The organism is Shewanella benthica KT99, from assembly GCF_000172075.1.
Lineage (GTDB): Bacteria > Pseudomonadota > Gammaproteobacteria > Enterobacterales > Shewanellaceae > Shewanella > Shewanella benthica_A.
Genome location: NZ_ABIC01000003.1, coordinates 76,905 through 102,491 on the forward strand (window position 1 = coordinate 76,905; position 25,587 = coordinate 102,491).

The 25,587-nt window shown below is 47.2% G+C and carries 21 protein-coding genes and 2 pseudogenes; 12 read left to right on the forward strand and 11 right to left on the reverse strand.

Annotated features, from left to right (window positions below):
- Positions 1-25 precede the first annotated feature (25 nt).
- Positions 26-802, reverse strand: coding sequence for a ComF family protein (locus KT99_RS01860; RefSeq protein ID WP_005496418.1), 777 nt, complete (start codon positions 800-802; stop codon positions 26-28).
- 26 nt (positions 803-828) lie between these two features.
- Here KT99_RS01860 and bioH point away from each other — a divergent pair, with 26 nt between their 5' ends.
- On the forward strand, positions 829-1,614 hold the full coding sequence (gene bioH, locus KT99_RS01865; RefSeq protein WP_040571480.1) for a pimeloyl-ACP methyl ester esterase BioH: 786 nt from the start codon (positions 829-831) through the stop codon (positions 1,612-1,614).
- Between the two features lie 78 nt (positions 1,615-1,692).
- Positions 1,693-2,202, forward strand: coding sequence for a hypothetical protein (locus KT99_RS01870; RefSeq protein ID WP_005496420.1), 510 nt, complete (start codon positions 1,693-1,695; stop codon positions 2,200-2,202).
- Between the two features lie 59 nt (positions 2,203-2,261).
- On the opposite strand, the gene KT99_RS01875 is transcribed toward KT99_RS01870, so the two are convergent.
- The 3 genes from KT99_RS01875 to greB all read right to left on the reverse strand — a co-directional run bounded on the left by KT99_RS01875 (position 2,262) and on the right by greB (position 7,467).
- Positions 2,262-4,253, reverse strand: coding sequence for an LTA synthase family protein (locus KT99_RS01875; protein ID WP_050774297.1), 1,992 nt, complete (start codon positions 4,251-4,253; stop codon positions 2,262-2,264).
- Positions 4,254-4,593: 340 nt separating this feature from the next.
- Positions 4,594-6,966, reverse strand: coding sequence for a Tex family protein (locus KT99_RS01880; RefSeq protein ID WP_005496425.1), 2,373 nt, complete (start codon positions 6,964-6,966; stop codon positions 4,594-4,596).
- A 15-nt stretch (positions 6,967-6,981) separates the two neighbouring features.
- Positions 6,982-7,467: a transcription elongation factor GreB gene (gene greB, locus KT99_RS01885; RefSeq protein ID WP_005496426.1), complete on the reverse strand. Its 486-nt coding sequence runs from the start codon at positions 7,465-7,467 to the stop codon at positions 6,982-6,984.
- Positions 7,468-7,984: 517 nt separating this feature from the next.
- Here greB and ompR point away from each other — a divergent pair.
- From ompR to KT99_RS22500, 5 genes are all read left to right on the forward strand, one after another.
- Entirely contained in the window at positions 7,985-8,710 is a 726-nt protein-coding gene (gene ompR / locus KT99_RS01890; protein ID WP_005496427.1) for an osmolarity response regulator transcription factor OmpR, read from the forward strand.
- Between the two features lie 64 nt (positions 8,711-8,774).
- Positions 8,775-10,085, forward strand: coding sequence for a two-component system sensor histidine kinase EnvZ (envZ, locus tag KT99_RS01895; protein WP_005496428.1), 1,311 nt, complete (start codon positions 8,775-8,777; stop codon positions 10,083-10,085).
- Positions 10,086-10,266: 181 nt separating this feature from the next.
- Positions 10,267-10,443 carry a hypothetical protein gene (locus KT99_RS22490; RefSeq protein ID WP_232504226.1) on the forward strand — a complete coding sequence of 59 codons (177 nt, stop codon included), beginning with the start codon at positions 10,267-10,269 and terminating at the stop codon, positions 10,441-10,443.
- Positions 10,444-10,449: 6 nt separating this feature from the next.
- The gene (locus KT99_RS22495) at positions 10,450-10,692 is read left to right on the forward strand and encodes a hypothetical protein (protein ID WP_005496432.1); all 243 of its coding nucleotides are present in this window, start codon (positions 10,450-10,452) and stop codon (positions 10,690-10,692) included.
- A gap of 199 nt (positions 10,693-10,891) precedes the next feature.
- Positions 10,892-11,110 carry a hypothetical protein gene (locus KT99_RS22500; RefSeq protein ID WP_005496435.1) on the forward strand — a complete coding sequence of 73 codons (219 nt, stop codon included), beginning with the start codon at positions 10,892-10,894 and terminating at the stop codon, positions 11,108-11,110.
- Positions 11,111-11,130: 20 nt separating this feature from the next.
- On the opposite strand, the pseudogene KT99_RS21875 reads toward KT99_RS22500, so the two are convergent.
- Positions 11,131-11,274: pseudogene (locus KT99_RS21875) on the reverse strand (redoxin family protein); the annotation flags it as partial.
- Positions 11,275-11,499: 225 nt separating this feature from the next.
- Positions 11,500-12,276, reverse strand: a complete 777-nt coding sequence (locus KT99_RS01910; RefSeq protein ID WP_005496443.1) for a class I SAM-dependent methyltransferase — start codon at positions 12,274-12,276, stop codon at positions 11,500-11,502.
- 183 nt (positions 12,277-12,459) lie between these two features.
- Between KT99_RS01910 and KT99_RS01915 the strand changes: the two genes are divergently transcribed.
- Both KT99_RS01915 and KT99_RS01920 read left to right on the forward strand, forming a co-directional pair.
- Entirely contained in the window at positions 12,460-13,302 is an 843-nt protein-coding gene (locus tag KT99_RS01915) for a 23S rRNA (adenine(2030)-N(6))-methyltransferase RlmJ (RefSeq protein ID WP_040571481.1), read from the forward strand.
- Between the two features lie 56 nt (positions 13,303-13,358).
- On the forward strand, positions 13,359-13,538 hold the full coding sequence (locus KT99_RS01920; RefSeq protein ID WP_005496445.1) for a hypothetical protein: 180 nt from the start codon (positions 13,359-13,361) through the stop codon (positions 13,536-13,538).
- A 3-nt stretch (positions 13,539-13,541) separates the two neighbouring features.
- Here KT99_RS01920 and KT99_RS01925 read toward each other — a convergent pair whose 3' ends face one another.
- Both KT99_RS01925 and KT99_RS01930 read right to left on the reverse strand, forming a co-directional pair.
- Positions 13,542-14,444, reverse strand: a complete 903-nt coding sequence (locus tag KT99_RS01925; protein WP_040571504.1) for a lytic transglycosylase domain-containing protein — start codon at positions 14,442-14,444, stop codon at positions 13,542-13,544.
- 187 nt (positions 14,445-14,631) lie between these two features.
- A complete protein-coding gene (locus KT99_RS01930) occupies positions 14,632-15,201 on the reverse strand; it encodes a LemA family protein (protein WP_005496449.1) in 570 nt (189 codons plus the stop codon).
- A 917-nt stretch (positions 15,202-16,118) separates the two neighbouring features.
- Between KT99_RS01930 and KT99_RS01935 the strand changes: the two genes are divergently transcribed.
- Positions 16,119-17,705 carry an AbgT family transporter gene (locus tag KT99_RS01935; RefSeq protein WP_198401986.1) on the forward strand — a complete coding sequence of 529 codons (1,587 nt, stop codon included), beginning with the start codon at positions 16,119-16,121 and terminating at the stop codon, positions 17,703-17,705.
- A gap of 431 nt (positions 17,706-18,136) precedes the next feature.
- On the opposite strand, the gene KT99_RS01940 is transcribed toward KT99_RS01935, so the two are convergent.
- The 3 genes from KT99_RS01940 to KT99_RS01950 all read right to left on the reverse strand — a co-directional run bounded on the left by KT99_RS01940 (position 18,137) and on the right by KT99_RS01950 (position 23,697).
- A complete protein-coding gene (locus KT99_RS01940) occupies positions 18,137-21,280 on the reverse strand; it encodes an efflux RND transporter permease subunit (protein WP_005496459.1) in 3,144 nt (1,047 codons plus the stop codon).
- 15 nt (positions 21,281-21,295) lie between these two features.
- The gene (locus KT99_RS01945; protein ID WP_005496460.1) at positions 21,296-22,471 is read right to left on the reverse strand and encodes an efflux RND transporter periplasmic adaptor subunit; all 1,176 of its coding nucleotides are present in this window, start codon (positions 22,469-22,471) and stop codon (positions 21,296-21,298) included.
- Between the two features lie 527 nt (positions 22,472-22,998).
- Positions 22,999-23,697, reverse strand: coding sequence for a DNA-3-methyladenine glycosylase I (locus KT99_RS01950; protein ID WP_005496462.1), 699 nt, complete (start codon positions 23,695-23,697; stop codon positions 22,999-23,001).
- Positions 23,698-24,018: 321 nt separating this feature from the next.
- On the opposite strand from KT99_RS01950, the pseudogene KT99_RS20355 reads away from it, so the two are divergent.
- Together KT99_RS20355 and KT99_RS01965 are read left to right on the forward strand one after the other, a co-directional pair.
- Positions 24,019-24,846, forward strand: a pseudogene (locus KT99_RS20355) (ISAs1 family transposase).
- 79 nt (positions 24,847-24,925) lie between these two features.
- The gene (locus KT99_RS01965) at positions 24,926-25,576 is read left to right on the forward strand and encodes a glutathione S-transferase family protein (protein ID WP_005496467.1); all 651 of its coding nucleotides are present in this window, start codon (positions 24,926-24,928) and stop codon (positions 25,574-25,576) included.
- The last annotated feature ends 11 nt before the right edge of the window (positions 25,577-25,587 follow it).

The following is a 25,587-nucleotide window of genomic DNA, read 5'->3' on the forward strand; positions in this document are numbered from 1 at the left end:
TTCTGCTCTATTTCTAATTATTTACCTAATCTAAGAGTCCTGGTGCTTCTGCTCTCGCCAAACACCATACCTGCACATGAATATGTCGCCTCTCGAACAAGGAGGCGATCTCTTTTGCCGTGGTGCCTGTCGTCACCACATCATCGATCAAGGCGATACGTTGATAGGGAAAATCATCATCAAGATAAAAGGCATTGTTAAGATTGTTACGTCTCTGCTTGCCGGTTAACCCAGCCTGAGATTGAGTGTCTAAACATCTCACTAGACCATGAGTCTCGATGGGGATATTGAGCAGTTTGCTAAGAGTATCGGCAATTATCCAGGCCTGATTGAAACCACGTGCCTTTAGCCGCCTCTTATGTAACGGCACAGGCACCAGTACTTGAGGGCGTTGGATTAATCCTGCGGTTTCTAATTTATAAATACGCGCGATGAGTGCACCGGATAAGGCGGGCAGTCCAGCAAACTGGGCTCGATACTTGATTAAACCGACCCAGCGGCCTAAACCTTGATGATAACTACAAGGAGAGATAACCAGCAGGGGCTCAGTTGATTGGCATGCTCCACAATAGCGCGATTGGAACTGTAAACCGCGTCCACAACCTAAGCACACCGGCTGTTGGTAGAGACCAGAATTTAAACATGTAGCACAGATCCCGGTGCGTGGAAGAGTCACGCTTTGATGGCACATAAGACAACGATTGGGTAAACTTGCGGCCAGCCACTGCTTCACCCATGCAAGCCCCCTCTGTAGGGTTTTCTCTCCATAAGGTTGTAGTCTAGTGAGCTTAGCTGTTTTCATCAATTTCCCACTATAGAGGTAGATAAGTGAGTCAAGCACAACTGCATATAGAGTCTATAGGCCCGGTATCTGCTCCGCAAATTGTCATGCTTCACGGCTGGGGAATGAACAGCGCAGTCTTTACGCCACTTCACCCGTCTCTATCTGAGTATAGGGTGCACTATGTGGACCTGCCCGGCTTTGGCTATAGCTCAGCCATAGCAGGCGATATTTACGATTGGCTGGAGGCACTGATAACCCGCCTCCCCGATAAGGCAATCTGGGTAGGTTGGTCTCTGGGAGGACTCTTAGCTACATTAGCGGCGCTAAACTATCCGGGCAGAGTCAGAGGACTGGTCACCATAGCTTCATCCCCCTGCTTTATGGCCAGAGAAGAGGAGAAATGGCCGGGGATCCCCCCCCAAGTCCTGTCTCAATTTGGTGAATCCCTGCATAAAGATCTTGGTAAGACGATCGAACGATTCCTGGCGATTCAGGCAATGGGCAGCACAACGGCGAAAGCAGATATCAAGCAACTTAAAAACTTGCTGCTCTCAAGGCCACTTCCAGACTCCCGCGCTCTGGTTCAGGGATTAAATATGCTGGAATGTGTCGATCTCAGACCTAAGCTAGATAAAATTAACTTACCTTGGCTGAGGATCTGGGGTCGGTTAGATAGACTCGTCCCCAGACGCGTACCTCCTCTAATGCCGTTGAATGACACGATTTACCAAGATATCATACTGCCGAAGGCTTCTCACGCGCCCTTTATCTCTCACAAAGATGAATTTTTAGCAGGTTTTGTAACTTGGATAGAAGAAATTTCAAATTAAACTCTCAACAGGCTAACATAGCTTTATCTTTAACCTCATAGCGGTTATTATTTAACCATAGAAGTTAAGGAGCTAGCTATGTTAGTGGTCACAAACTATCCTCAGGTACCAATAGCGACGACAAATCCCGCTACCGATGCCGCGCGCGTGGATAGCCAGCAAAGACCGTCTATCGTACCAACACCTGAACTAGTCAAGAGCCACAAAGAACGTCCTTTCACTCCGCAACACGAGCGCACGGCCGAACAACCAGAGATACAAGCCAGGATCAATGAGCGACTGCTGGGAAAACACCAAGGCGGTGGACAGCAACAGCAAGAAAAACAACAAAAAGAAGCAGAGAATCCGACTCGAGTAGCCAACATAGTCAGAGATCCCCTCAGAGGAAGACCCGCGCTAAACAGACGTGATATTCGCATTGCCCAGCAACCGAACTCTGCAAGTAACCACCAACAAAACCAGCCTCAAAAGAGTGAGCTAGTAGGTCAGAGTAAAGCATTTTATCAGGCGGTTTCCCTGCATATAACCAGCTTCTATCAACAGCAGGCTCTTCCAAAAACGGAGCCTGCTATCTCATCTTTTATTTAGCGCAGTAACACTTCACTCGCTTGGCTAGTCGTATTGTTTTTCTCATCTTCCAAGGCCAGCTACTGTTTAGCATCATACTTATCCTGCTTAAACGCTAGTCTCTCTTGCGGTGAAGCACTCCTATACAAGCCCTTTTGATAAGCCATGCTACCCCATAACGCCCAAGATAAAGCCGCTTGTTTCATCTCATCCGATTGAGGTTTTGCACTGAGCATCTCAGTATCGAAGTCATACTCGAAGCCAGCGGCTTCGCGCTCCGGCTGCAATACCACCACATCATTGCCGCGCATATATGCCATGTTCTGGTTGTACTGCATCAAGGCGCGTCCAGGCCAATCATCCCTGACTCGAGTCAAGTCTTGCCCTAACATGGGGTAGCTGTCAGATATGCCAATCAAAGACAACAGTGTCGGCGGCATATCGATCTGACTCACCACTCGCTGGTCTTTCTTGGGCTCGATGCCATCACCCAAAATAATTCCGGGGATCCTGAAGCGAGAAATCGGTACCAAGCTGGCACCACCGACACGGCTATCATGATCGGCCACGATCAAAAATAGCGTATCTTTCCAGTAATCTGACTTCTTAGCTAATTTGAAAAACTCTCCTAGGGCATAATCCGCATATTTAACCGCATTATTCACCGTCTGTTTTGGCTGCTCATAGAGCTCAATCTTACCATCAGGAAACTCGAAGGGTTCGTGATTGCTAGAGCTAAATACTAAACTGAAAAATGGCTTACCCTGTTTATGGAATTTCCTAAACTCCCGATCTGCCCGGCGCAGAAGGTCTTCGTCAGATACCCCCCAGGAAGCCACAAAAGAGGGATTGTCATAATCATCTTCATCGACAATATTACTGAAACCATTTCCAAGGAAGAAACTTTTCATGTTATCGAAATGACTCTCTCCACCATAGATAAACTGAGTCTCATAACCATGGTTTTTCAATAGCTCGGCAATAGAGAAGAAACCCTGTTGGCTCTTGCCTAACTTAACCACCGAGCGCGCCGGCGTAGGCGTAAAACCAGTAGTGATGGCTTCGATGCCGCGCACCGAACGTGTCCCTGTGGCGTAGAGATTCTCAAATGACCAGCCCTCCTTAGAGAGCGCATCTATATTTGGCGTCAAAGGCAGGCCGCCCAGATTCCCCACGAAGCGAGCGCCCAGACTTTCCTGCAAGATGATCACCAAGTTCTTAGGTTTTCCCTGATAACTGGCAGGATTAAAAGAAACACTAGGCGCTGCCGCTAACGGAAATGCACTTAGATCTCGACCACTTTCTCGCCTGATGGTGTCGATGATTTTCTGCTCATCCATGTGACCATAAATTTTAGCGGCATTAGCTTCATTGCCCATTTGATTGATGGCGAAAAAGAGGGAATATGCAGAGTTAACCACCAGAGAGTTAACCAGAGGATCATCGGCAAAAGCAACCAGCGCAGGGTTAAGCGGTCTATGGCCTAAACTCGAACGGGCACCGATCAAGGTCAGCACAATCACAGCTACAGCGATAACCGGACGCCAGAACCAGCGCGAATAGGTGAGATTTCGCAGCAAGTAGCCACTGAGCTTCCAGCCACCAAAAAGAGTTGCACCGCTGACAAGGAAACCAAAGATCACCTCAAGCTTACGCCCCCCCCAGAGCATGGAAAACACCTCTTTGGGATAGATAAGATATTCGACATAGAGACGGTTTGGCCGAACACCATATTCTTGAATAAACGAGGGAGATGAGACTTCCAGGAAGAGAATCAGCCAGAGTCCTAGCGTCAGCCAGATACGTAATATCTGCTTCCAACCACGACCAATAGCGTGATCACCGGAAAAAATGGCTGTACCTAGGGCTGCAATACCCCACAACCAGCATAAGGTAGCCAGATCCACCCTTAGGCCCTGAAGCAAGAGATGTGACCAGCCATCCACGGCCGAAACACGTTCGATTTGCCAGAGCCCTAAACCTATACGACTCAGGGTGACGATAATTAATGCCATTAAGCAGAAAATTAAAATGGATCTAAAGGGACCCAAAAAAGAAAGACGAGAGGCCATAGAGCACCCAAAATTTACCTAGTATTAAAGTCCAAAGCTCTGCATCCAAAACTATGGAGTGGTCCCTGCGCGATTTACTCTAGATTAGAGTGTCCATGATGGTTCTCACCCTCTGTGGAGTGATAGCCAAATATTATGACAGAACTCATCAACAAAAGTTCACCTTAAATCAATAACTGTGAAACACAAAAGAAACACAAAAGAAACACAAAAGAAACACAAAAGAAACAAGCGTATCGACCCAAGGGTAGATTAGCGGAAGGGGGGCAAAAAAATGTCGAAAGAGAAAACTCTTCCGACATTGATGTAATGTGGTTTTATATAAAAATCAGTTTACATATTATTTTTTCAGCTTAGAAAAAGCATCGGCAAACGCGTTGCCCATGGCCGCATTAGCTTGCTTAGGCTGAGGTTTACGCTGTTGGTTCGACTTATTGCCAGCTAAATTCGGCCTTTGAGCCGCTCTTGGCGCGGGTTTATCAGCGGCCTTTTCATCCAGACGCATAGTGAGGGCGATGCGCTTACGTTCCACATCTATTTCCATCACCTTCACCTTAACCACATCCCCGGCCTTGACTAGGGTATGGGGATCGCTGACAAACTTATCAGTCAAAGATGAGATGTGTACCAGGCCATCCTGATGAACACCGACATCGACAAAGGCACCAAAGTTAGTCACATTGGTCACCACACCTTCGAGGATCATATCCGGCTTAAGATGGTTAACTTTTTCCACGCCTTCCATAAATGTGGCCGTTTTGAACTCACCACGAGGATCCCGTCCTGGTTTGTCCAGCTCGGCTAAGATATCAGTCACAGTAGGTAGGCCAAATCTGTCCGTGATAAACTCTGCCGCCGACAAGCTACGCAATAATTCAGTATTACCGACGAGCGCTGCAACCGCCAGTCCCTTCGCCTTAGCTATCGTCTCAACCAGCGAGTAGGCTTCAGGGTGAACCGAAGATGCATCCAATGGGTTATCACCAGAGAAAATACGCAGGAAGCCTGCGGCTTGCTCATAGGCTTTAGGCCCGAGTCGAGCCACTTTCAATAGCTGTTTACGCTGGGTAAACTGACCATTTTCATCTCGATAGTTGACGATATTGCGGGCTAAGGTCTTATTAAGACCAGCAACCTGAGCCAATAACGGCGCAGATGCCATATTCAGATCGACACCGACAATGTTGACACAATCTTCCACTACACCTTCCAGTGACAAGGAAAGCTGACTCTGGCTCACATCATGCTGATACTGGCCTACGCCGATAGACTTAGGCTCAATCTTGACTAATTCGGCGAGAGGGTCCTGTAGTCGACGAGCGATAGAAACGGCGCCACGAATAGATACATCGAGATCGGGGAATTCATTGGCCGCGAGCTCAGAAGCCGAATAGACAGATGCCCCAGCCTCACTCACCATGATTTTAGTCAGTCTTGGCAGCTCAGTTTTGACACTTGCAATCAATTCAGCAGCCAGCTTATCCGTCTCTCTCGAAGCGGTGCCGTTGCCCACGGCAATCAGCTCCACCTTATGCATCTTGGCAAGATTGGCTAAGGTGCGTACCGACTTATCCCATTGCTTCTGTGGCGCATGGGGAAAGATGGTCGCGTGTGCGACGAGTTTGCCGGTGTTGTTAACGATAGCCACCTTAACGCCGGATCTCAGTCCAGGATCTAGCCCTAAAGTAGCCTTTGCTCCCGCCGGCGCTGCCATCAGTAGATCCCCAAGGTTGCGGGCAAATACATTTATCGCCTCAGACTCTGCATGCTCACGCATCTTAGCGATAAACTCAGTTTCCATCTGCAGTGCAATCTTGATTCGCCAGCTAGCCGTGACTACGGTTTTCAACCATGAGTCGACACCACCGGTGCCCAGGTTTAGCTTGAAGTGCTCGGCGATAATCACCTCACAATAACTGCCTTGCTTAGACTCGTTGCCCGGATCGGCGTTCATGCTGAGGCTCAGCATACCCTCATTGCGCCCACGTAACATGGCCAAGGCGCGATGAGAAGGTATCTTGCTTAGTTTCTCAGTGTGTTCGAAATAGTCGCGGAATTTAGCCCCTTCCTTCTCTTTTCCCTTAGCCATGCGGCTTTCGAGAACAGAATTCTGGCTGAGGTGTTGTCTCACCTTCTGCAACAGGGCGGCATCTTCGGCGAAACGCTCCATCAAGATGAAACGAGCCCCATCGAGCACGAGTTTACTATCAGCAAAACCTGCTTCCGCCTTAATATATTTGGCGGCTTCTGGTTCGATATCGGCATTGCGGTTATTGAGCAAGTGATCGGCTAAGGGCTCGATACCTGCTTCTATGGCTATCCGACCCTTAGTGCGACGTTTCGGCTTATAGGGCAGATAAAGATCTTCCAGACGCGTCTTACTATCGGCCTCAAATAATGCGCGTTGCAGCTCAGGAGTCAGCTTACCTTGAGTATCGATACTGGAGATGATCACCTCGCGTCGATCATTTAAGTCACGCAGATAACTCAACCTGCTATTTAGTGTACGCAGCTGAGTGTCATCTAAGCCTCCGGTCGCCTCTTTACGATAACGAGCGACGAAAGGCACTGTGGCACCATCATCGAGTAGGGAGATTGTCGAACTGACTTGTTGCTCACGAACATTGAGTTCCTGAGCAATGATCTGGGCAATATTTCGCGTCATTTGCATAAAAGTATGGTCGTGCCTGGAGTAAAAGGTTCTGATGATCATCAAGATACCACAGGCTCATTCATCCATAAATGCCTTATATTGGATCTTGTTCACGTACCACTCCTTGGAACCCGAAGGGGTTTGTACCACAATGTCATCATCGACCTGCTTGCCGATAAGCGCTCTAGCCATGGGCGAGTCTATGGTGATATAACCCAGCTTAGTATCCAGCTCATCCTTACCTACGATACGATACTGCACCACATCACCGGCCTCATTTTCAAGCTCGATCCAGGCACCGAAGAATACCTTACCCTCCTGCTGGGGCGAATAATCGACGATTTTCAGCTCTTCGACCCGCTTCACCAGATAGCGAACCCGACCGTCTATCTGCCGCAGAAGACGCTTGTTATAAGTGTAATCCGCATTCTCTGATCTATCCCCTTGAGCCGCAGCTTCCTGTACCTTCTTGGTGATCTGCGGACGATATTCTTTCCAAAGATACTTGAGTTCCTTGTCCAGTGCCTGCCAGCCTTTACGAGTGATTAATAACGCTTTCATTTTCGATCTCTTTTAAATATTTCGAACAACATCAAGGGATGTATAAGCGTCCAATTATCACTTATTCGATGGGAAAAGACTACTCGGGTCACGAACCGAAATAAGAGAGTTTTCCATCAAACTATAACTTCCCATTTATATAAATCTAACGCCATATGGCGACAAGTTAATCCTTCATTGAGCGACACTCACCATCAACTCCTGCAGACCAAACAGATCTTGGGTTTGCGGATCGAGTATTTTCGAGAATACTTAATCATGATTGATAAAAGCCTTAAACTCCAATTGTTACAATTTTACAGCTATACTGAAAAACAAGTAATAGACATTGATTTTCAATGGATTACTACTTTTTTGTCGACACTAAACAAATTAGCCTCAGTATCCGAATAAAGAGTCGCTGGTAAGAGGGATTAAAAAACAGCTATATTAGCGACTAAATGTACGTCTAATTATATTCAATATCAGCCATTTGGCTACCGACCACCATCGGGCTCCAAGAATAAGGATAATAAGCATGGGACAGGAAACCTCTAAAATTCTCGTCGTCGATGATGATATGAGGCTAAGAGCATTACTCGAGCGTTATCTTATGGAGCAAGGTTATCAGGTTCGCAGCGCTGCCAATTCCGAACAAATGGATAGATTACTCGAACGTGAAAATTTTCATCTACTGGTGTTGGATTTAATGCTGCCCGGCGAAGATGGTCTCTCCATCTGTCGCAGACTCCGCCAGCAAGGCAATACTATACCTATCATCATGTTGACGGCTAAGGGAGATGAAGTCGACCGCATCATAGGCCTGGAACTCGGTGCCGACGACTATCTGCCTAAACCCTTTAATCCTCGTGAATTACTCGCCAGAATCAAGGCTGTGATGCGTAGGCAGAGCAAGGATGTTCCGGGTGCACCGACTCAGCAAGAAGAAGAAGTCACTTTCGGCGAGTTTACACTTAACCTCGCAACACGTGAGATGTATCATGGTGAAGAAGCTATCTCCCTCACCAGTGGCGAGTTTGCAGTACTGAAAGTACTCGTGAGCCACCCTCGCGAACCACTGTCTCGCGATAAGTTGATGAATCTAGCCCGAGGACGAGATTACTCGGCTCTCGAACGCTCTATCGATGTGCAGGTATCCCGCTTGAGGCGCTTAATTGAAAAGGATCCTGCCACCCCCAGATATATCCAAACGGTTTGGGGACTCGGTTATGTTTTCGTGCCCGATGGCACCTCTCGTCGTTAAGCTAGCCTTATATCTGATGTCATTAGTCTCACTGATTTGCTTATCTAAGGGGTAAACCAGTTACATGAAGTGGCTGACAAGACTTTTACCCCGTAGTGCATTTAGCCAAACAGTCGTACTGATTGGCAGCCTCTTGCTGATCAATCAACTGGTTTCCTACCTCTCGGTCGCGGCCTATTTCATTCAGCCCACCTATCAGCAGATCAACCAGTTGATCGCGCGTCAGGTGAAATTACTATTTGTCGATGGGGTCGATGTGGGCCGCGAACACCTCACTATGGTCGACGCACTCAATGCCAAGGTTTCCGACGATGGTATGCATATCTACAATCAGAAACAAGCTCGTGCGGCTGGTATAGAACAAGCCACTTATTATGCACTGCTCTCATCGCAGATGTCGGAACACTTAGGCGGTAAGGCCGAAGTAAGAATCGCTCAAGGCGAGTTTTTTGAAATCTGGATCCGTCCCCCTCAAGCCCCTTCAGTTTGGATCAAGATCCCTCTCACCGGATTCAACAATTATGATCTATCACCCCTCACCCTCTACCTGATGGTGATTGGCGCCTTGAGTGTCGCCGGAGGATGGTGGTTTGCCAGACAGCAGAACAGGCCGCTCAGACGACTGCAAAAGGCGGCAATATCTGTCTCTATGGGAGAGTATCCACAGCCGCTACCTCTGAGTGGCTCAACCGAGATTGTCGAAGTAACTAACGCCTTCAACCAGATGTCCCACAGCATGAAACAGTTAGAGCAAGATAGATCGTTATTGATGGCGGGCATCTCCCATGACCTACGCACACCTCTGACCCGCATTCGGCTAGCTTCAGAGATGATGGTTGCCGATGATAAATATCTAAAAGATGGTATCGTCCATGATATCGAAGATATGGATGCCATCATCAGTCAGTTCATTTCCTATATTAGACAAGATCTGGAAAGTGTGCGCGAGCAGGAACAGATCAATCATCTCATCCAAGATATCGCCCAGGCGGAATCTAATCGGGCGGGCAAGATCGAAGTGGTACTCAACGAGTGTCCGCAGATCCCGATTCAGAGCATTGCCATTAAACGTATCTTGAGTAACCTGGTAGAAAATGCCTTCCGTTATGGCAATGGCTGGGTCAGGCTAAGCTCTCATTTCGACGGACGGCGTGTAGGCTTTAGCGTAGAAGACGATGGTCCGGGTATTCCTGAATCTGAGATACCTAAGCTATTTCAACCTTTCACTCAGGGCGATACCGCCAGAGGCAGTGTCGGCTCGGGACTGGGACTGGCCATCATCAAGCGTATTGTCGATCGCCATCAAGGCGAAATCGTACTGACTAATAGAGTCGTCGGCGGTTTGCATGCTCAGGTCTGGTTACCACTCGAATAACCTAGCTTATTTTCGTGGCCAGTAGCCTCCTCTGGTTTATCGACTTTCACAATGGACTCAAGGCTATCTCATCGGCAAGGACCCACGACGACAAGACAGACTCCGGCTACCTAGTTTATTTTGTATACTCTAATGATAAGATATCTAAAACCAATGATATTGATCACTTTTCGGGATGAAGATGAAGCATACTCACTTGCTAGCCGGACTTGCCATCGCGGCGGCCACAATGCCAGCATTAGCAGCTGAAGATACGACACAAAACCCATACGCTGTCTCTATTTTAGCTGGGTTAGAATCCTATCCAGACTCTGAATCCAGCTCCATGTCACGGGGCGGCGGACTGTCATTTATTTAGGATGACTTGCGCTATGACAATACTTATCAACTAGACAGCAATTACTTCAGGGTCCGTGGTACTTATTATTACGAACTTGATTCAGAAAAATATGATGAAGACAGGTTCAGAAACTCCGCAGATCTGAAATTCAACTATCAACGTCCTTTCGCCAGTTTCGGTGAAGCACAAAAATACCTGCTCAGTTTTCATGGGCGCTATGAGGGCCACTACAACAGTCAGCAACTGGAAGAGTTAGAACAGGTCTAGCCCTTAACACCCGCTTCACCGACGTCAACCACTATGATCTTGGCCTGACTTTAGGCTTAGCTTATAGCGAAGAGGAAAAAGATGATGATTGGCCCCGTGAAGAGATGGGCCATGGTGAAGATGTGCTTAATCGGGCAGGGTTGGTTACTTCTTCGAGTGGAGCAACGCCTACACTTTCGCCCATAGCAGTGTTCAGCTGATGGCAAAACTCAGCCGCTATGACGGCAACGGGTCCTATGATAAAGGTCAGTTCTATACGGTCGACCGCTTCACATTTAGCGCGGTAATACCCCTTGCCGATGAAAACAACCTGCTGCATTTCACCAGCCAATACATAAATCGTGACTATGAGTTAGATCTACTCGGTTTCAAAGACACCTTATACCGTGTGGCAGTCGAATACATTCACTATTTTTAATCACCCAACATATTTCTATCAATAACCAAGGAGCCAGGGAGATGAGACTCAAAACACGTTGGTGTGAATGCACCGAGAACGGCAAATAATACCACTTTTTTACCAGAAAATAGCTCGGCCACATTGTGAGTGACCATGCCTTCACCGGTCAACTCGCCTAACATAACGTCTGTGGGTAATGCTTATCCTTGCTCGATCATCTTATGTTTCCTCGTTATTGCAATAGATCCAATATTAGGCTAGATCACGCATAACTAATACAGATTAAATTAAGAATACAGGCACAATAGCTCACCGTAGGCGATAGATAACAAATGAATTTTTGCCAGCAACTAGCTAAATAAGTATCAGCGACAAAGTTATTCTGACAAAAAATAAACCGTATCAATTTAGCCCGTCATCGCGGCTTTTACGTAAACATCGAAGCGATTTTTCTTGGTAGCTATCACCATAGAGGGTTTCACCCCATCTAGGTCTTCCGCATAATCGGGTCGCTTTACTACCACTCGCTTACTCGCCAGTGCCAGAGCAGGGGCAAGCAAACCATCTGCATCCATATCGGCACCAACCAGGGATTGAAACAGCCGCATTTCTTTTTTAACCAGAGCCGATTTTTCTCTATGGGGATACATGGGATCCAGATAAACCACATCGACCTCGTTACCTAGCTCGCTAACAGATCCCAGGCTAGATCCGTGAACCAGGATCATGCGCTCACGCATCCAGTCACCGATATAAGGGTCCTCGTAAGCACGACGTAACCCATCTTCGAGAAGCGCAGCAACAACAGGGTGACGCTCCACCATAGTCACGGTGCAGCCCAGGCCTGCCAACACGAATGCATCACGTCCAAGACCCGCAGTGCCATCGACGACCTTAGGATTAACTCCTTGCTTCAAGCCTACGGCCTTAGCAATAGATTGACCGCGTCCACCACCAAATTTGCGCCGGTGGGCAACGGCACCGGAAACAAAATCGACACTTATCCCTTTGAGTTTCGGCTCGTCACGCTTGTTGAGGATCAAGGTGTTATTTTCAAAAACCAGCTCAAACTCCGCATCTTTATCGAAGCTGAGCCCCCAGCGCTGACAGATAGCTTCTAGCGATGGATATTGAGCATTGAAGAAAATGCCTAGAGTGGGATTGGCTTGCTTGTCTTTGATCACGTTAACTCGAATGTGGACGATTATCTCTCCATTATGCCAAAAGCGCTGCCCAGTGAATACAAGAGCTTCTCGGCAAGCTGATTTACCTGCGGAGGTTAAGCCACTATAATGCGCACAATCACTCGAATGAATCTAATCTTTCAAGTCTCTCACCTTAGGTTCAAGCTAAATTTTGGAACTCTCATGCTCAGTTATCGCCACGGCTATCATGCCGGAAATTATGCCGACGTATTAAAGCACGCGCTCTTACTACAAGTGCTGAAATCACTGCATAAGAAAAATAAGCCACTGGCCTATATCGATAGCCATGCAGGTGCAGGTGGTTATGCCCTTACCGATGAGTTTTCGCAAAAAACCGGAGAATACTTGGACGGTGTGGCTAAGCTTTGGGACAAGGAGGATCTACCAGAATCACTACAACAATATATCGATGATGTTAGACACTTCAATCAAGGCAAGGCAGAATTAAGCTTCTACCCCGGCTCACCGGCTTTTGTCGATATGAACATGCGCCAGAAAGATCGCATGGTATTACATGAGCTACACGGCGCCGATCATGCCCTGCTTGACGAGCAACTCGGCGCAGATAAGCAAGTGCGCGTCATCAAAGGCGATGGTTTAGCTGGGTTGATAAGCGCTGTTCCACCCCAGGAGCGCCGCGGCGTTGTACTGATCGATCCTAGTTATGAGATGAAAACCGACTACCAAGATGTTCCCAACGCGTTAATCAAAGCCTATAAACGCTTTTCAACTGGCGTTTACATGCTCTGGTATCCTGTAGTAAAACGAGCTCAGACCGAAGAGATGCTTAAGATACTCATCGGCAGTGGCATCAAACGTCAACTTAGAATCGAACAAGCGGTGAAAGCCGACAGTGATGAGTTTGGCATGACAGCTGCGGGCCTGTGGATCATCAACCCTCCCTGGCAGTTAGATGAGATAGCCACAGAGATGCTCGACTACCTTGCTCCACTACTCAATCAAGGTGGTGGCAAGATCACAGTGAAATGGGAAGTCGGCGAATAACCCGCTAACCCAAACACGTTAAAACAAAGAAGCCGCTAGGAATATCCGTTGGTAATATGTTAATCCAACTTCCCTTGCTCTACTTCTTGCCCCCCTGGCTCGGTGTCAAAGGCGTATGGCTCGCCATGCCCATCTCTAATGTGCTGATGTTTATCATAGTCGCGCCTATGGTTTGGCATCATCTGAAAGCAGATAAGGATCGCGAGGTTAATCAGTTCTTAGAGTCTAGAACCTAGGAACTAGGATTTACGATACCTTTGTAGAAGGATCTTAACTCGCTTTACGTAAGCCTGAGTCTCTGGGTAAGGTGGAATCCCCTTGTAATGAATAACCGTGCTGGGGCCTGCATTATAGGCGGCGCAGGCAAGCTCAATGTCACCATCGAAGCGCTTTAGCATCTGCGCCAGATATTTTGCGCCACCATCTATGTTCTGATCCGGTTTAAAGGCATTAATCACGCCTAACTCTTTAGCGGTTTCCGGCATCAACTGCATCAAGCCCATGGCTCCAGTACGGGAAAGTGCAAACACATTGAAGGCAGATTCTGCGTGGATCACCGCGCGAATAAGCGCCGGATCCAGCTTGTGTCTCTTAGCCGCTTGGCCAATCAATTCATCATAGTCATGGGAAAACAGTGGCATCCTATGCCAATCCAGATCTGAGTCAGGACGGCAGGCATAGCAGTCATAAAGCAACACCTGATAATCATTGCTACCCGGTGCATGATCTGCAAAAACCATCACGCCACTGGCTTGTTCATACCGGTAGACTTTAAGTTGCTCGCTGCCATTCCCGCTTACCCCAGTCTTCGAGGTGCTTGGCTTTAAATAGCTGGGTATAGGAGTCGCTGTTACTTGAATTAGGCTGTTGTTATCCAGCATATGGGGCTTACCGTTTTTAGCGGCTGCAGAAATAACACTTTGCGTCCATTGCCCCGAATGCTGTGCATCGGTAGCTTCGATATTCGTTATTTCACTCGCCTGCTGAGTCACGACCAGCCCGGTTTTAGAGTAACTAGCCTTATAATGAGGTTTTGCTAGTAACGCTAGTACGGTCTCGTATCCAGCCTCATTCTCCGCCTGAACTTGGCTCACGGGTAGCAAGATGGCTGTTATAAGGCTCAAGATGAAAAATGTTATCAAACACAGCTGTCCCTGCTGTCCTTCAATTGAGTCTTCGTACCATTTAATCATCTAGAGTCCTGTGTACTCGTCGAGTTTAAGTACTTCTATCATAGCAAACAGCCACTGTATCTCTTTATTAATTTGACTAAATTCATTTAAAGTTACGAAGGGGAAGGAATGCGGCCCGAGAGTCCGCTACATCAGATTATTTAAAAAAATCAGTCGCATCCATAGCCGATTTCGAGGCCTCATCTTCTTCATAGAAAGGCATGATTTTGATATTTGCCATAGAGGCTATGATAGAGCCCGGAAAAATCTCAACTGCATTATTCAGCTCAGTGGCTGCGGCATTATAGAAATGACGCGCAGCCGAAATATGAGCCTCGACTTCGTTATAAGTTTGCATAGCCTGTAGCATGGTATTGTCTGACTTAAGCTCAGGGTATGCTTCAACGTTGATCATAAGCTGGCCCATCTTGTTATTAAGCTGTTCGGCAACAGCAAGATGCTCCCTTATCTGGGCAACATCATTGCTGTCATATGACTTGGTTGCCTGCGCTCTTAATTTTGTGATGTCGGTGAGCAGAGCCTTCTCATGCTGCATAAATTTTTGAGCTGTTTTCAAAATATTAGGCACCAGATTCGAACGTTTCTTGATCTGCACATCGATGCCTGACAAGGCTTCACGACCCGTATTACGCTTTTTCAATAGGCTGACATACCAAAGGTAGGCGACAATCACTACTAATCCCACAGCTAACAGCAATCCTTCCATCTCATGTCCTTATTATTTTTTTTCGCGACAATTTACTCAGATTTTCTGATTAAGCTTTAACCTTCTACTCTTACCTATTTTTTCCATTATTTCCATACATTTATATAAAGGTCTAATAAAGAAAAAGAGGATGCTTATTGTACTATTTTAAGAAAATCTGGATATTTATCCTGCTTTCAATCGACTAAACCTAGTAAAACTCCAAGGTATCCGCTTAAATATTGGTTAAAGCTAATAAATAGGTCTTTAAATTTAAACGATTTATAAAATTCGTTAAAGACATTGATTTAGCTGGCTAAAATAAAATATCAAGCATAGTGAAAAATAGACAGTTACTCAGAAAACCACATAAAAACTCGCGGGTTTATGCACAACAAACTCTAAATTACTCTTATTAAGGTAAGCATTTACTGATGGTAGACACATTTTCGGTCTTTTGATGAGGAAATTCGTGTAAACAGGGAATAGCCCATCAATGGAAAGATGTACATTTGGAAATAACAATTTCGCACTCTCTTAATCATGATTCAGCATTCATACAGATAAGATCGAGTAGATTAGGTGTTAAGCAAACAGAGTTTATCATTCAGTTTCTGTACAGCAGCACCTTGCTATATTAGCAGTCAAGCAACAGCGAGGACATGACCCCCATATGTTCGAACTGCTTGTTACTTCTCTAATTTTTAATTGTTAGTGCAAGTGCAAATCAAATATCCCTTTTGGACCCATACTTGGGTCCATTTTTTTGCCTCAAATTAAGCTTCAGTTAAACCTAATAAGACACTCTTACCGGTCCACTCGGAAATCTCGAGTCTAAAAACCAAAAAAAACCAGCTACAAAGTGGCGGAAAAAGGTCCATAGAGGCCAACATTGAAGGAATAAGGGTATGGGTTTAAATAAAGATGAGAGCATAGATATGCCTCTCAAATCATCAGGATCATCTGGGGGGCAGAGCGGCGCTTTTGTGCGTTTTCTCAATATTGTCGAGCGATTAGGTAACCTACTCCCACATCCCATCACACTATTTGCCATGTTCTGTATGGCTGTTATCGTTATCAGCGGCATCGCTGGTTATTTCGAACTTTCGATTACTGACCCTCGTCCAGTAGGTTCATCGGGACGCAGTGAAGACGGGCTCATTCATGTTGTCAGCTTGATGAACGCCGAAGGTTTGAGAATGATCGTCTCAAACCTGGTGACGAACTTCACCGGTTTCACCCCGCTGGGTACCGTACTGGTAGCCTTGCTAGGTGTGGGAATTGCCGAGCGCTCAGGCATGCTTTCGGCAGCGATGCGCTCTCTGGTAATGGGCACCTCTAAGCGTCTGGTTACCTTGACCATAGTCTTCGCTGGCATCATATCAAATACCGCTTCAGAGCTAGGTTACGTGGTCCTCATTCCTATGGCGGCGATGATCTTCCACTCTCTGGGACGTCATCCACTTGCGGGGCTTGCCGCGGCTTTCGCTGGGGTATCCGGTGGTTATAGTGCCAACTTACTCTTAGGCACAGTCGATCCGCTCCTCTCTGGCATCACAGAGGCAGCCGCTCAGATGATCGATCCGGTATACACGGTTGGGCCGGAATCCAACTGGTACTTCATGTTCGTCTCTACCTTTCTAATTACCATCTTAGGTGCACTTGTCACCGAGAAGATTGTCGAGCCTAAGCTAGGTAAATATGATGCCAGTGAAGCCGCAGTCGACTTAAGCCATCAGAAGATGGACTCAGTCGACGCTCTGGAGAAGCGTGGCCTCAAAGCCGCGGGAATTGCCATACTATTACTTACTGCATTACTAGCACTAACCATAGTACCGGAAGGTGCACCACTGAGAAATCCAGAAACAGGCTTAGTGGCTGACTCCCCTTTCCTTAAAGGGATCGTCGCCTTTATCTTTATCTGTTTTGCCATACCAGGTCTGGTCTACGGTAAAGTCGTCGGCACCATGAAGCGTGATAAAGATGTCATCGACGCCATGTCCCACAGCATGAGTTCCATGGGCATGTACATAGTGCTGGTCTTCTTCGCCTCGCAGTTTGTCGCCTTCTTCAAGTGGACCAACTTAGGCGCAGTGCTGGCCGTTTCCGGCGCCGACGCACTCAGTGCCATCGGCCTAACCAGTCCCTTAGTATTTCTGCTATTCATCATGATGTGTGGTGTCATCAACCTGATGTTAGGTAGCGCCTCGGCTCAATGGGCAGTAACGGCTCCCATCTTCGTGCCCATGCTGATGCTGATTGGATATGCCCCGGAAACCATCCAGGCGGCCTATAGGATCGGTGATTCTGTGACTAACTTGATCAGCCCAATGATGAGCTACTTCGGCCTAATCCTCGCGGTTGCTTCCCAGTATAAGAAGAACTTAGGCATAGGCACCCTTATCGCCACCATGCTGCCATATTCCATCGTGTTCTTTATTGGTTGGACACTGTTCTTCTTCCTTTGGGTGTTCGTATTGGAGATGCCGGTGGGACCCGGAGCAGCGACGTATTATACGCCTTAGAGAAGATACTAGGTTTTACGAGGAAAGCTAAGACGAGGTCCGGCTAGCCCTACGAGGGCGCGACTTCGTCGCTTTAGGGGAAAGCGAGAGTTTGTTGCTGTTGACCTTGATTAAACCTGCCGTGGAGGAGAAAATTTGAACAATAGCAAGTACACACTCACCAATTGAATCTAAAACACTTCCAAGCTCTTTTCAAGATCATATCTAGATAGCTCTGCAGAGTTTCAAGATTATCTCAGATGTAAAACCTAAGCTTGTTCTTGCTTTTCCTAGCAGGCACAAGGTGCCGCTCTCGAAGTGAGCCCGCGAACCTTCTCCTAGCCAACTTGTTGGTATCCTCGCGTCTTCTCTTGCTTCCTCTTAGGCAATAAAAAACCCGGCAATAACATTACCGGGTCTTTAAGACCTTATCGAGTCGAGATCATCTTATGCTATAGCGTAGCACTGGTCTCGGCTTCGACTGCCTTCTTCTTCTCTCGTTTGCTGAAGAGTCGTTCAACAACCACGAAGAAAATTGGGATGAAGAAGATCCCCATAAAGGTTGAACTCATCATGCCGCCCAGTACACCCGTACCAATGGCGTTCTGGCTACCTGAGCCTACACCGGTACTGATGGCAAGAGGTACCACTCCTAAGCCGAAGGCCATAGAGGTCATCAGAATAGGACGCAAGCGCACCCGTACCGCATGCAAGGTAGCATCAACAAGAGTCGCCCCTTTGTCGTAATATTCCTTGGCAAATTCCACGATCAAAATGGCGTTCTTCGTCGCCAGTCCCACCGTAGTCAATAGCGCCACCTGGAAGAATACGTCATTAGGTAAGCCGCGGGCATTCATGGCAATAAGCGCACCAATAATCCCCAAAGGCACCACTAAGATAACCGAAAAAGGCACAGACCAACTCTCATAGAGCGCCGCCAGCACCAGGAATACCACTACGATAGACAGGGCATACAGAGCCGGAGCCTGGTTACCCGATAGGCGTTCCTCATAGGATAGACCGTTCCACTCGACACCGAATCCAGGCGGTAACTTCTTCACCATCTCTTCGATATCGAGCATCGCAGCACCTGTGCTATAGCCAGGTGCAGTTCCGCCCTGGATGTTCATCGCAGGCAGGCCGTTGAATCGCTCCAGTCGAGGCGAGGCATATTCCCAAGTTCCTGTAGCGAAAGCTGAGAAAGGTACCATCTCCCCTTTGGTATTACGTACATACCAGGAATCGAGATCTTCCGGCTGCATTCGGTACTTGGCTTCGCCTTGTACATAAACCTTCTTAACTCGGCCACGATCGATGAAGTCATTCACGTATGAACCACCCCAAGCCGTACCCAGCACGCTGTTTACCGAGTTGATATCGACACTCAAGGCGCGGATCTTAGCCTGATCAATATGTATCTGGTACATAGGCGCATCTTCCTGGCCGTTCGGGCGTACGCCTGTCAGGTTAGGATTTTCCCTTGCCATGCCGAGCAACATGTTACGAGCTTCAACCAGCTTATCATGGCCCTGGCCATTTCTGTCCTGCAGATAGAAGTCAAAACCGTTTGCCGTACCTAGCTCGATCACCGCCGGTGGTACGAATGCAAATACGAAGGCTTCCTTCATCTGCATAAACTTACCCATGGCACGAGCCGCTACCGACTTAATGTCCTGTCCGGCACCTTCTCGTTCGGACCAGTCCTTCATACTGACGAAGGCAATACCCATGTTCTGACCGTTACCCGCGAAGCTGAAGCCAGATACAGTAAATACCGACTCCACGTTTTCACTTTCTTCGTTGAGGAAGTAGTCTGTGACATCTTCCATCACCTTCTGAGTACTTTCCAGCGTCGAGTTCACCGGTAAGATTGCCTGAGTAAACATGATGCCCTGATCTTCATCGGGAAGGAAGGCTGTGGGCATACGCATGAAGATCCAACCCATGGCGACGACTAGTACCAGATAGATCAACATGACACGGCCTGTACGCTTGATCATAGCGGCAACAGTGTCGGTGTAACGGGATGTCATTTTGTCGAAGCTGCGGTTAAACCAACCGAAGAAGCCAGTGTTAATATGCGTCTGACCTTTCTTCATTGGCTTAAGCATGGTGGCACACAGAGCCGGAGTCAGAATCAAGGCAACCATCACCGAGAGTCCCATGGCCGACACGATCGTCACCGAGAACTGACGATAGATGACACCAGTCGAGCCGGACATAAATGCCATGGGCACGAATACTGCCGACAGGGTCAAACCGATACCCACCAGGGCGCCGGTGATTTGATCCATGGATTTCTTAGTGGCCTCGACGGGGCTTAGCCCCTCCTCATGCATCACACGTTCGACGTTTTCCACCACCACGATGGCATCGTCCACCAGCAAACCGATGGCCAACACCATGGCAAACATGGTCAAGGTGTTGATAGAGAAACCCACCGCCGACAGAATAGCGAAGGTACCCAATAACACCACAGGCACGGCGATGGTCGGAATGAGTGTCGCCCTGAAGTTTTGCAAAAACAGGAACATGATCAAGAAAACCAAGACGATGGCTTCAATCAAGGTATGTACAACACCTTCGATAGATTGCTCTACGAATGGCGTCGTATCATAAGGATAAACCACTTCAAGCCCCTGAGGGAAGAAGGCCTTCATCTCATCGATCTTAGCCCGTATTGCGCCAGCGGTTGCCAGTGCGTTAGCACCGGTTGCCAATTGAATGCCAATACCCGCCGCTGGCTTACCATTGTAGAAAGATTCTGATGAATAGCTTTCTGCACCGAGTTCAACTCGAGCCACATCCTTAAGGTACACATTGGCACCGCTGGGATCTGACTTGACGATGATCCGCTCGAACTGATCGACTGTCTGCAGGCGACTCTGTGCCGATACGGTCGCATTAAGCTGCTGACCACCAACTGATGGAACGCCACCCAACTGACCCGCAGATACCTGAGCATTCTGCTCACGTATAGAGGCCATGATGTCTATGCTAGTCAAATTAAATTGCGTCAGCTTGAAGGGATCTAGCCAGATACGCATCGCATACTGAGCACCAAATAGCTGGATAGTACCCACACCAGCAACACGACTCATGGGATCTTGTATGTTAGACGCCACATAATCCGAAATATCGTTCCTATCCAAAGAACCATCCTGGGACACGAAGCCCAATACCATCAAGAAGCCAGCACTCGACTTACTGACGTTAACACCTTGAGCCTGTACTTCCTGAGGTAGCAGTGGCATAGCAAGCTGTAACTTGTTCTGCACCTGTACCTGAGCGATATCAGGATCCGTCTCCGCATTGAAGGTTAAGGTGATCTGCGCATTACCGAAACTATCACTGGTTGATGAAATATAACGCAGGTTATCCAGACCCGTCATCCGCTGCTCGATGACCTGAGTCACCGAATCTTCCATGGTCTTAGCCGATGCTCCAGGATAAACGGCGCTGATCACCACCGATGGCGGTGCGATACTCGGATATTGAGATACGGGAAGTCTAAAGATCGACAAGACCCCAGCCAGCATCACAATAATGGCGATCACCCAAGCAAAAATAGGGCGATCAATAAAGAAACGTGACATAACTCTACCTCACTCTTATTTCTGGTTAGCCGACTGACTGGCAGGTGTACTCGCCGAATCATCTGCAGTGACAGCGACAGATTTAACTGAAGCGCCAGGACGAATTTTTTGTAATCCTTCGACAATGAGAACATCACCGACGGCAAGACCATCAGTGATACGCCATTGATGATCGATCACCTCAGCAGTAATCACGACTCGAGATTCGACCTTATTTTCGCTATTGACTAACATAGCAACGGCCTGTCCCTTGGTATTACGAGTGATCGCTTTCTGTGGCACCAGAATCGCTTGTGGATCGGTACCGGCATTGAGTACTGCGCGCACATACATACCAGGCAATAGTAGGCCATCCGGATTAGGGAACTCGGCTCTCAAGGTTACCGAACCTGTATTCTCATCGACACTCACCTCGGCAAAACGCAATACACCCGTATGGGCGTAAGTCGTACCGTCTTCGAGGATAAGCTGCACATCGGCGTTATCGGCAGCCTGTAACTTACCTTGCCTAAGCTTGGCTTTTAGGCGCAATAGTTGAGCGCTGGACTGAGCGATATCCACATTGATGGGATCTAACTGTTGAATTTTTGCCAGAATTTGTGACTGATTCGCCGTCACTAACGCACCTGCTGTGACGCTAGACTTACTGATCCGGCCTGAAATAGGTGCCTTAACTTCCGTATAGACCAAGTTGATCTTGGCAGTATTGATGGCCGCCTTAGCAACCACAACATTAGCTAGCGCTTCTTTATACAGGGCATCGGCTTCATCGAAGTCTTGCTGACTGATGGCATTGGTCTTAATCAACTCTTTAAAGCGTGCAGCTTTCGCTTTTGCTGACACCAGACCGGCATTAGCACTGGCCAGTTCGGCTTCGGCGCTGATCACGGCCGCCTTATAGGTTGCCGAGTCAATCTGATACAGAGATTGGCCCTTGTTAACATCACTGCCTTCGACAAATGTCCGCTCGGTGATGATGCCTGAGGCCTGTGGTCTAACTTCGGCCTCGAGGAATGCCTTACTCCGTCCGGGCAGCTCGATTTGGATATCCTGAGACTGGGTCTTAATCGTAATGACGCCGACTTCCGCAATTCCAGGTCCACGACCTTGCTTGCTATCTCCATTCTGCCCACAAGCTGTTATCCATAACGCCACACTTAAAAAAGAGGCAATTTTCACTATTTGCCGCATGAGAACTCCTATCAAAGCAACCGACCAGACATGGTATTCCGAACAATAGAAACGACTATTACAGGTATAATTGGAAGCATAAATTATTGTGTAAGATTTGAGCCTGCCTTTATCTCACACCTAAACAAAGTCAACAAGGAGAACTGACTATAAATTTGTAAGCTTATGCAAATTCAGGCTGAAAATCATCAGTTTATGTTACGGATAGGTTAACGTTCGCTGCATTTCAAGCTCCCGATCACTTACCTTGCTAGGTATCTAAGTTTGAGTAACAAATCATGAGTGACACCAGAGTTATTGCCAGCTAGCTCATTCATATTGGTTTATATATTTTCGCTTTTGATTCATCCAAGCAGTCAATTCTATTCACATCTCCCCCCGATGATGCATTCAGTAACGGCGTCAACAAAGGTTTCTAAGATATTGCTTAATCTTGGGCAAACTTTCGCCAGCCTACTCCAGGCTGACTTTTTTTATCACTTACAACTTACACCTCGTAGCTCGTAGCTCGTAGCTCGTAGCATAAGCTAGATCCTATTATCCCCCACGCCGTAAGCTAGAATACGGCTAATATCGGCAAGGCTGCGACCCGACTCTTGCAGCCAGGCATTGAATACCGCCTGTACCTGTTTGAGTCCACTCTTAGAGCTAAAACCAAAGTCCACCAGCTTGTGCGCCTTCATATAAGCTTGCACATCACCGGTTAGCAGGAAGGTGTCCTTGCCCATGGCCCGCAGGAAGTAGGGGCCCGTGTTACCGCCAAGTCGAGTGCCCCTGCGTTTAAGTTGTGCCCATAAACCAGTAATATCCTCACCTGGCCAGTTGGCAATATATTCAACCAAACTGCCGTGCTCTCTGGCAATGTCTTGAATCATCAGCGCATTATCATAGATGGCCATGGTCTTCTTCATGTGCCTGATAAGCGTCGCATCACTGGCCCTATCATGTAACTGCTCAGGCGATAGCATCAGCACCTTCATAGGTTCGAAACCGAAGAAGGCTTGCTCGTAGGCAGGCCATTTATTCTCGACAATGCGCCAAACGAACCCAGACTGGAATACCTTCTTACTCATTTCAGACAGCAGTTGAGCATCGCTATACTCACCTAGCTCATCGACGCTAAGATGCAAATTAGCATTATCTAGCAGGCTCTCCAGACCTTCATCACCACCTTTACGGTCGCTGGCTCTTTGATAGATGGCAGAGAAGGATTCTTGTCGACTCATATTGAAATATCGATTCCTAACTAAATAATCTGTCCATAGTAAGAAATATAATACAGAAAGCAATGACTTCCCCTAGAGACTCCAATGCTGTTGGACTAAAATCGAGCAGCTAAAGGCTTAATTGAAAAACGGCTAAAGCTGAATTGCAAAGCAAGTCTACCCAGATTAACAAGAGGTTTTAACCTAACACTCGCATAGCTTATGGGTTTGCCACGGCAAGATCATTATAAATTGAACTTTATGCTCAAGTAGCGATCAGATCACCAAATACTCTTTTTTGGTGATGTTAATGACTGCTACTTTTTTAAAACATTTGATTCGATTGCGGATCCCCGTATTGAGCGTTGTAAAAAACATAACTGATTAGATATTATTTTACTCGCTATAAGTGCGGTTATGTCAGGCTCTGAAGGATGGGAAGACATTGAAAACTTTGGACATCTAAAGCTTGATTGGCTTCGTCAGTATCGTCCTTTTAAAGCGGGTATTCCTCGGCATGACACTATTGCCCGTGTTATCTGCCGATTAAAAGCGGATGAAAAAGAGATAGCAAAGCTAATCGTTAAGCAAAAGGCTGATTATATTCTAGCGCTTAAAGGTCATCATTCTGGTCTACAGGGTGAATTAGAAGCTTGGTGGCACAAGTGCCAGCGTGAAGGTTTTACAGCCGATAATTTTGATGAACATACGACCATAGACAGCGGTCACGGGTGAATTAAAACAAGACGTTGTCAGCAAGTGCTGGTTAATAAAAGTTGGTTAAATAATAAATATCAGTGGGTTGGCTTAAAAAGCATTATCAAAGTGACATCAGACGTACATGAAAAAACGACAGGTAAAGAAACCACTGAAACACGTTGGTACATTAGCTCATTAGATTTAAATGCAGAGCAGGCGTTATCTTCTGTGCGAAATCACTGGCAAGTAGAAAGTATGCATTGGGTGTTAGAGATGACATTCAGAGAAGATGAATCACGGTTCCGTAAAGGCCGAGGTCCGCTTGCTTTTAATGTGATGAGAAAAATAGCAATGACCTTGTTCAAGCAAGACCAGACAAAACGCGCGAGTATAGTGGCTAAAAAGAAGATGGCAGGGTTGGACGACGAGTATCGCTCAACCCTGTTAGAGCCAGGGATTAAAATGCGCTAGCCGTGATGGGTTTGCGCTCTAACCTGTAGCAACTAAAGTTATCTATAGGGCTTATGTTAATCTTTGAGGACGATCGCTGATGGAGCTGTTTTATCATCCACTTTCCCGCTACTCACAGAAAGTCCTCCTTGCTCTCTACGAAAAACAAGCCAACTTCTACCCGAGGATCGTAGAACTCACCGATCCTTTTTCTCGTAAGGAGTTCTGTCAGTTTTATCCTCCAGGAAAGGTGCCACTGCTTAAGACTAAGACCGGGGAGCTGATTCCTGAGTCGAGTATTATCATTGAATATATCGATACTGAGTTCTCCACCGGCACTCGATTGCTACCTAGAGAGCGTAGAATTGCTCTGGATACGCGGTTACAGGATCGCCTAATAGATCAAGATTTCAGTAATATATTATTTGAACTCGAACATCAAAAACTCGAGTCAGGAGATAAGAACCAAGTGCGAATTAAGCACTTAGAAAACGACATTAACCGTTTCCTCAAATACTTAGATGCGCTATTAGAAAATAAGCACTGGCTGTGTGGCGATAGCTTAACGCTGGCAGACTGCGCTCTTTTCCCATGCCTATATTGCGCGCAAGACCATTTTAAATTTTTTGAATATGACAACCTGGACAGATACTGGCATCAGGCACAATTAAGAGGTGCATTTCAACAAGTAACAGAGGAGGTCGACCTGGCACAAATAGAAGTCCTCTGCGGAAGAAGACCCATTCCTTAGGATAAGCTCCT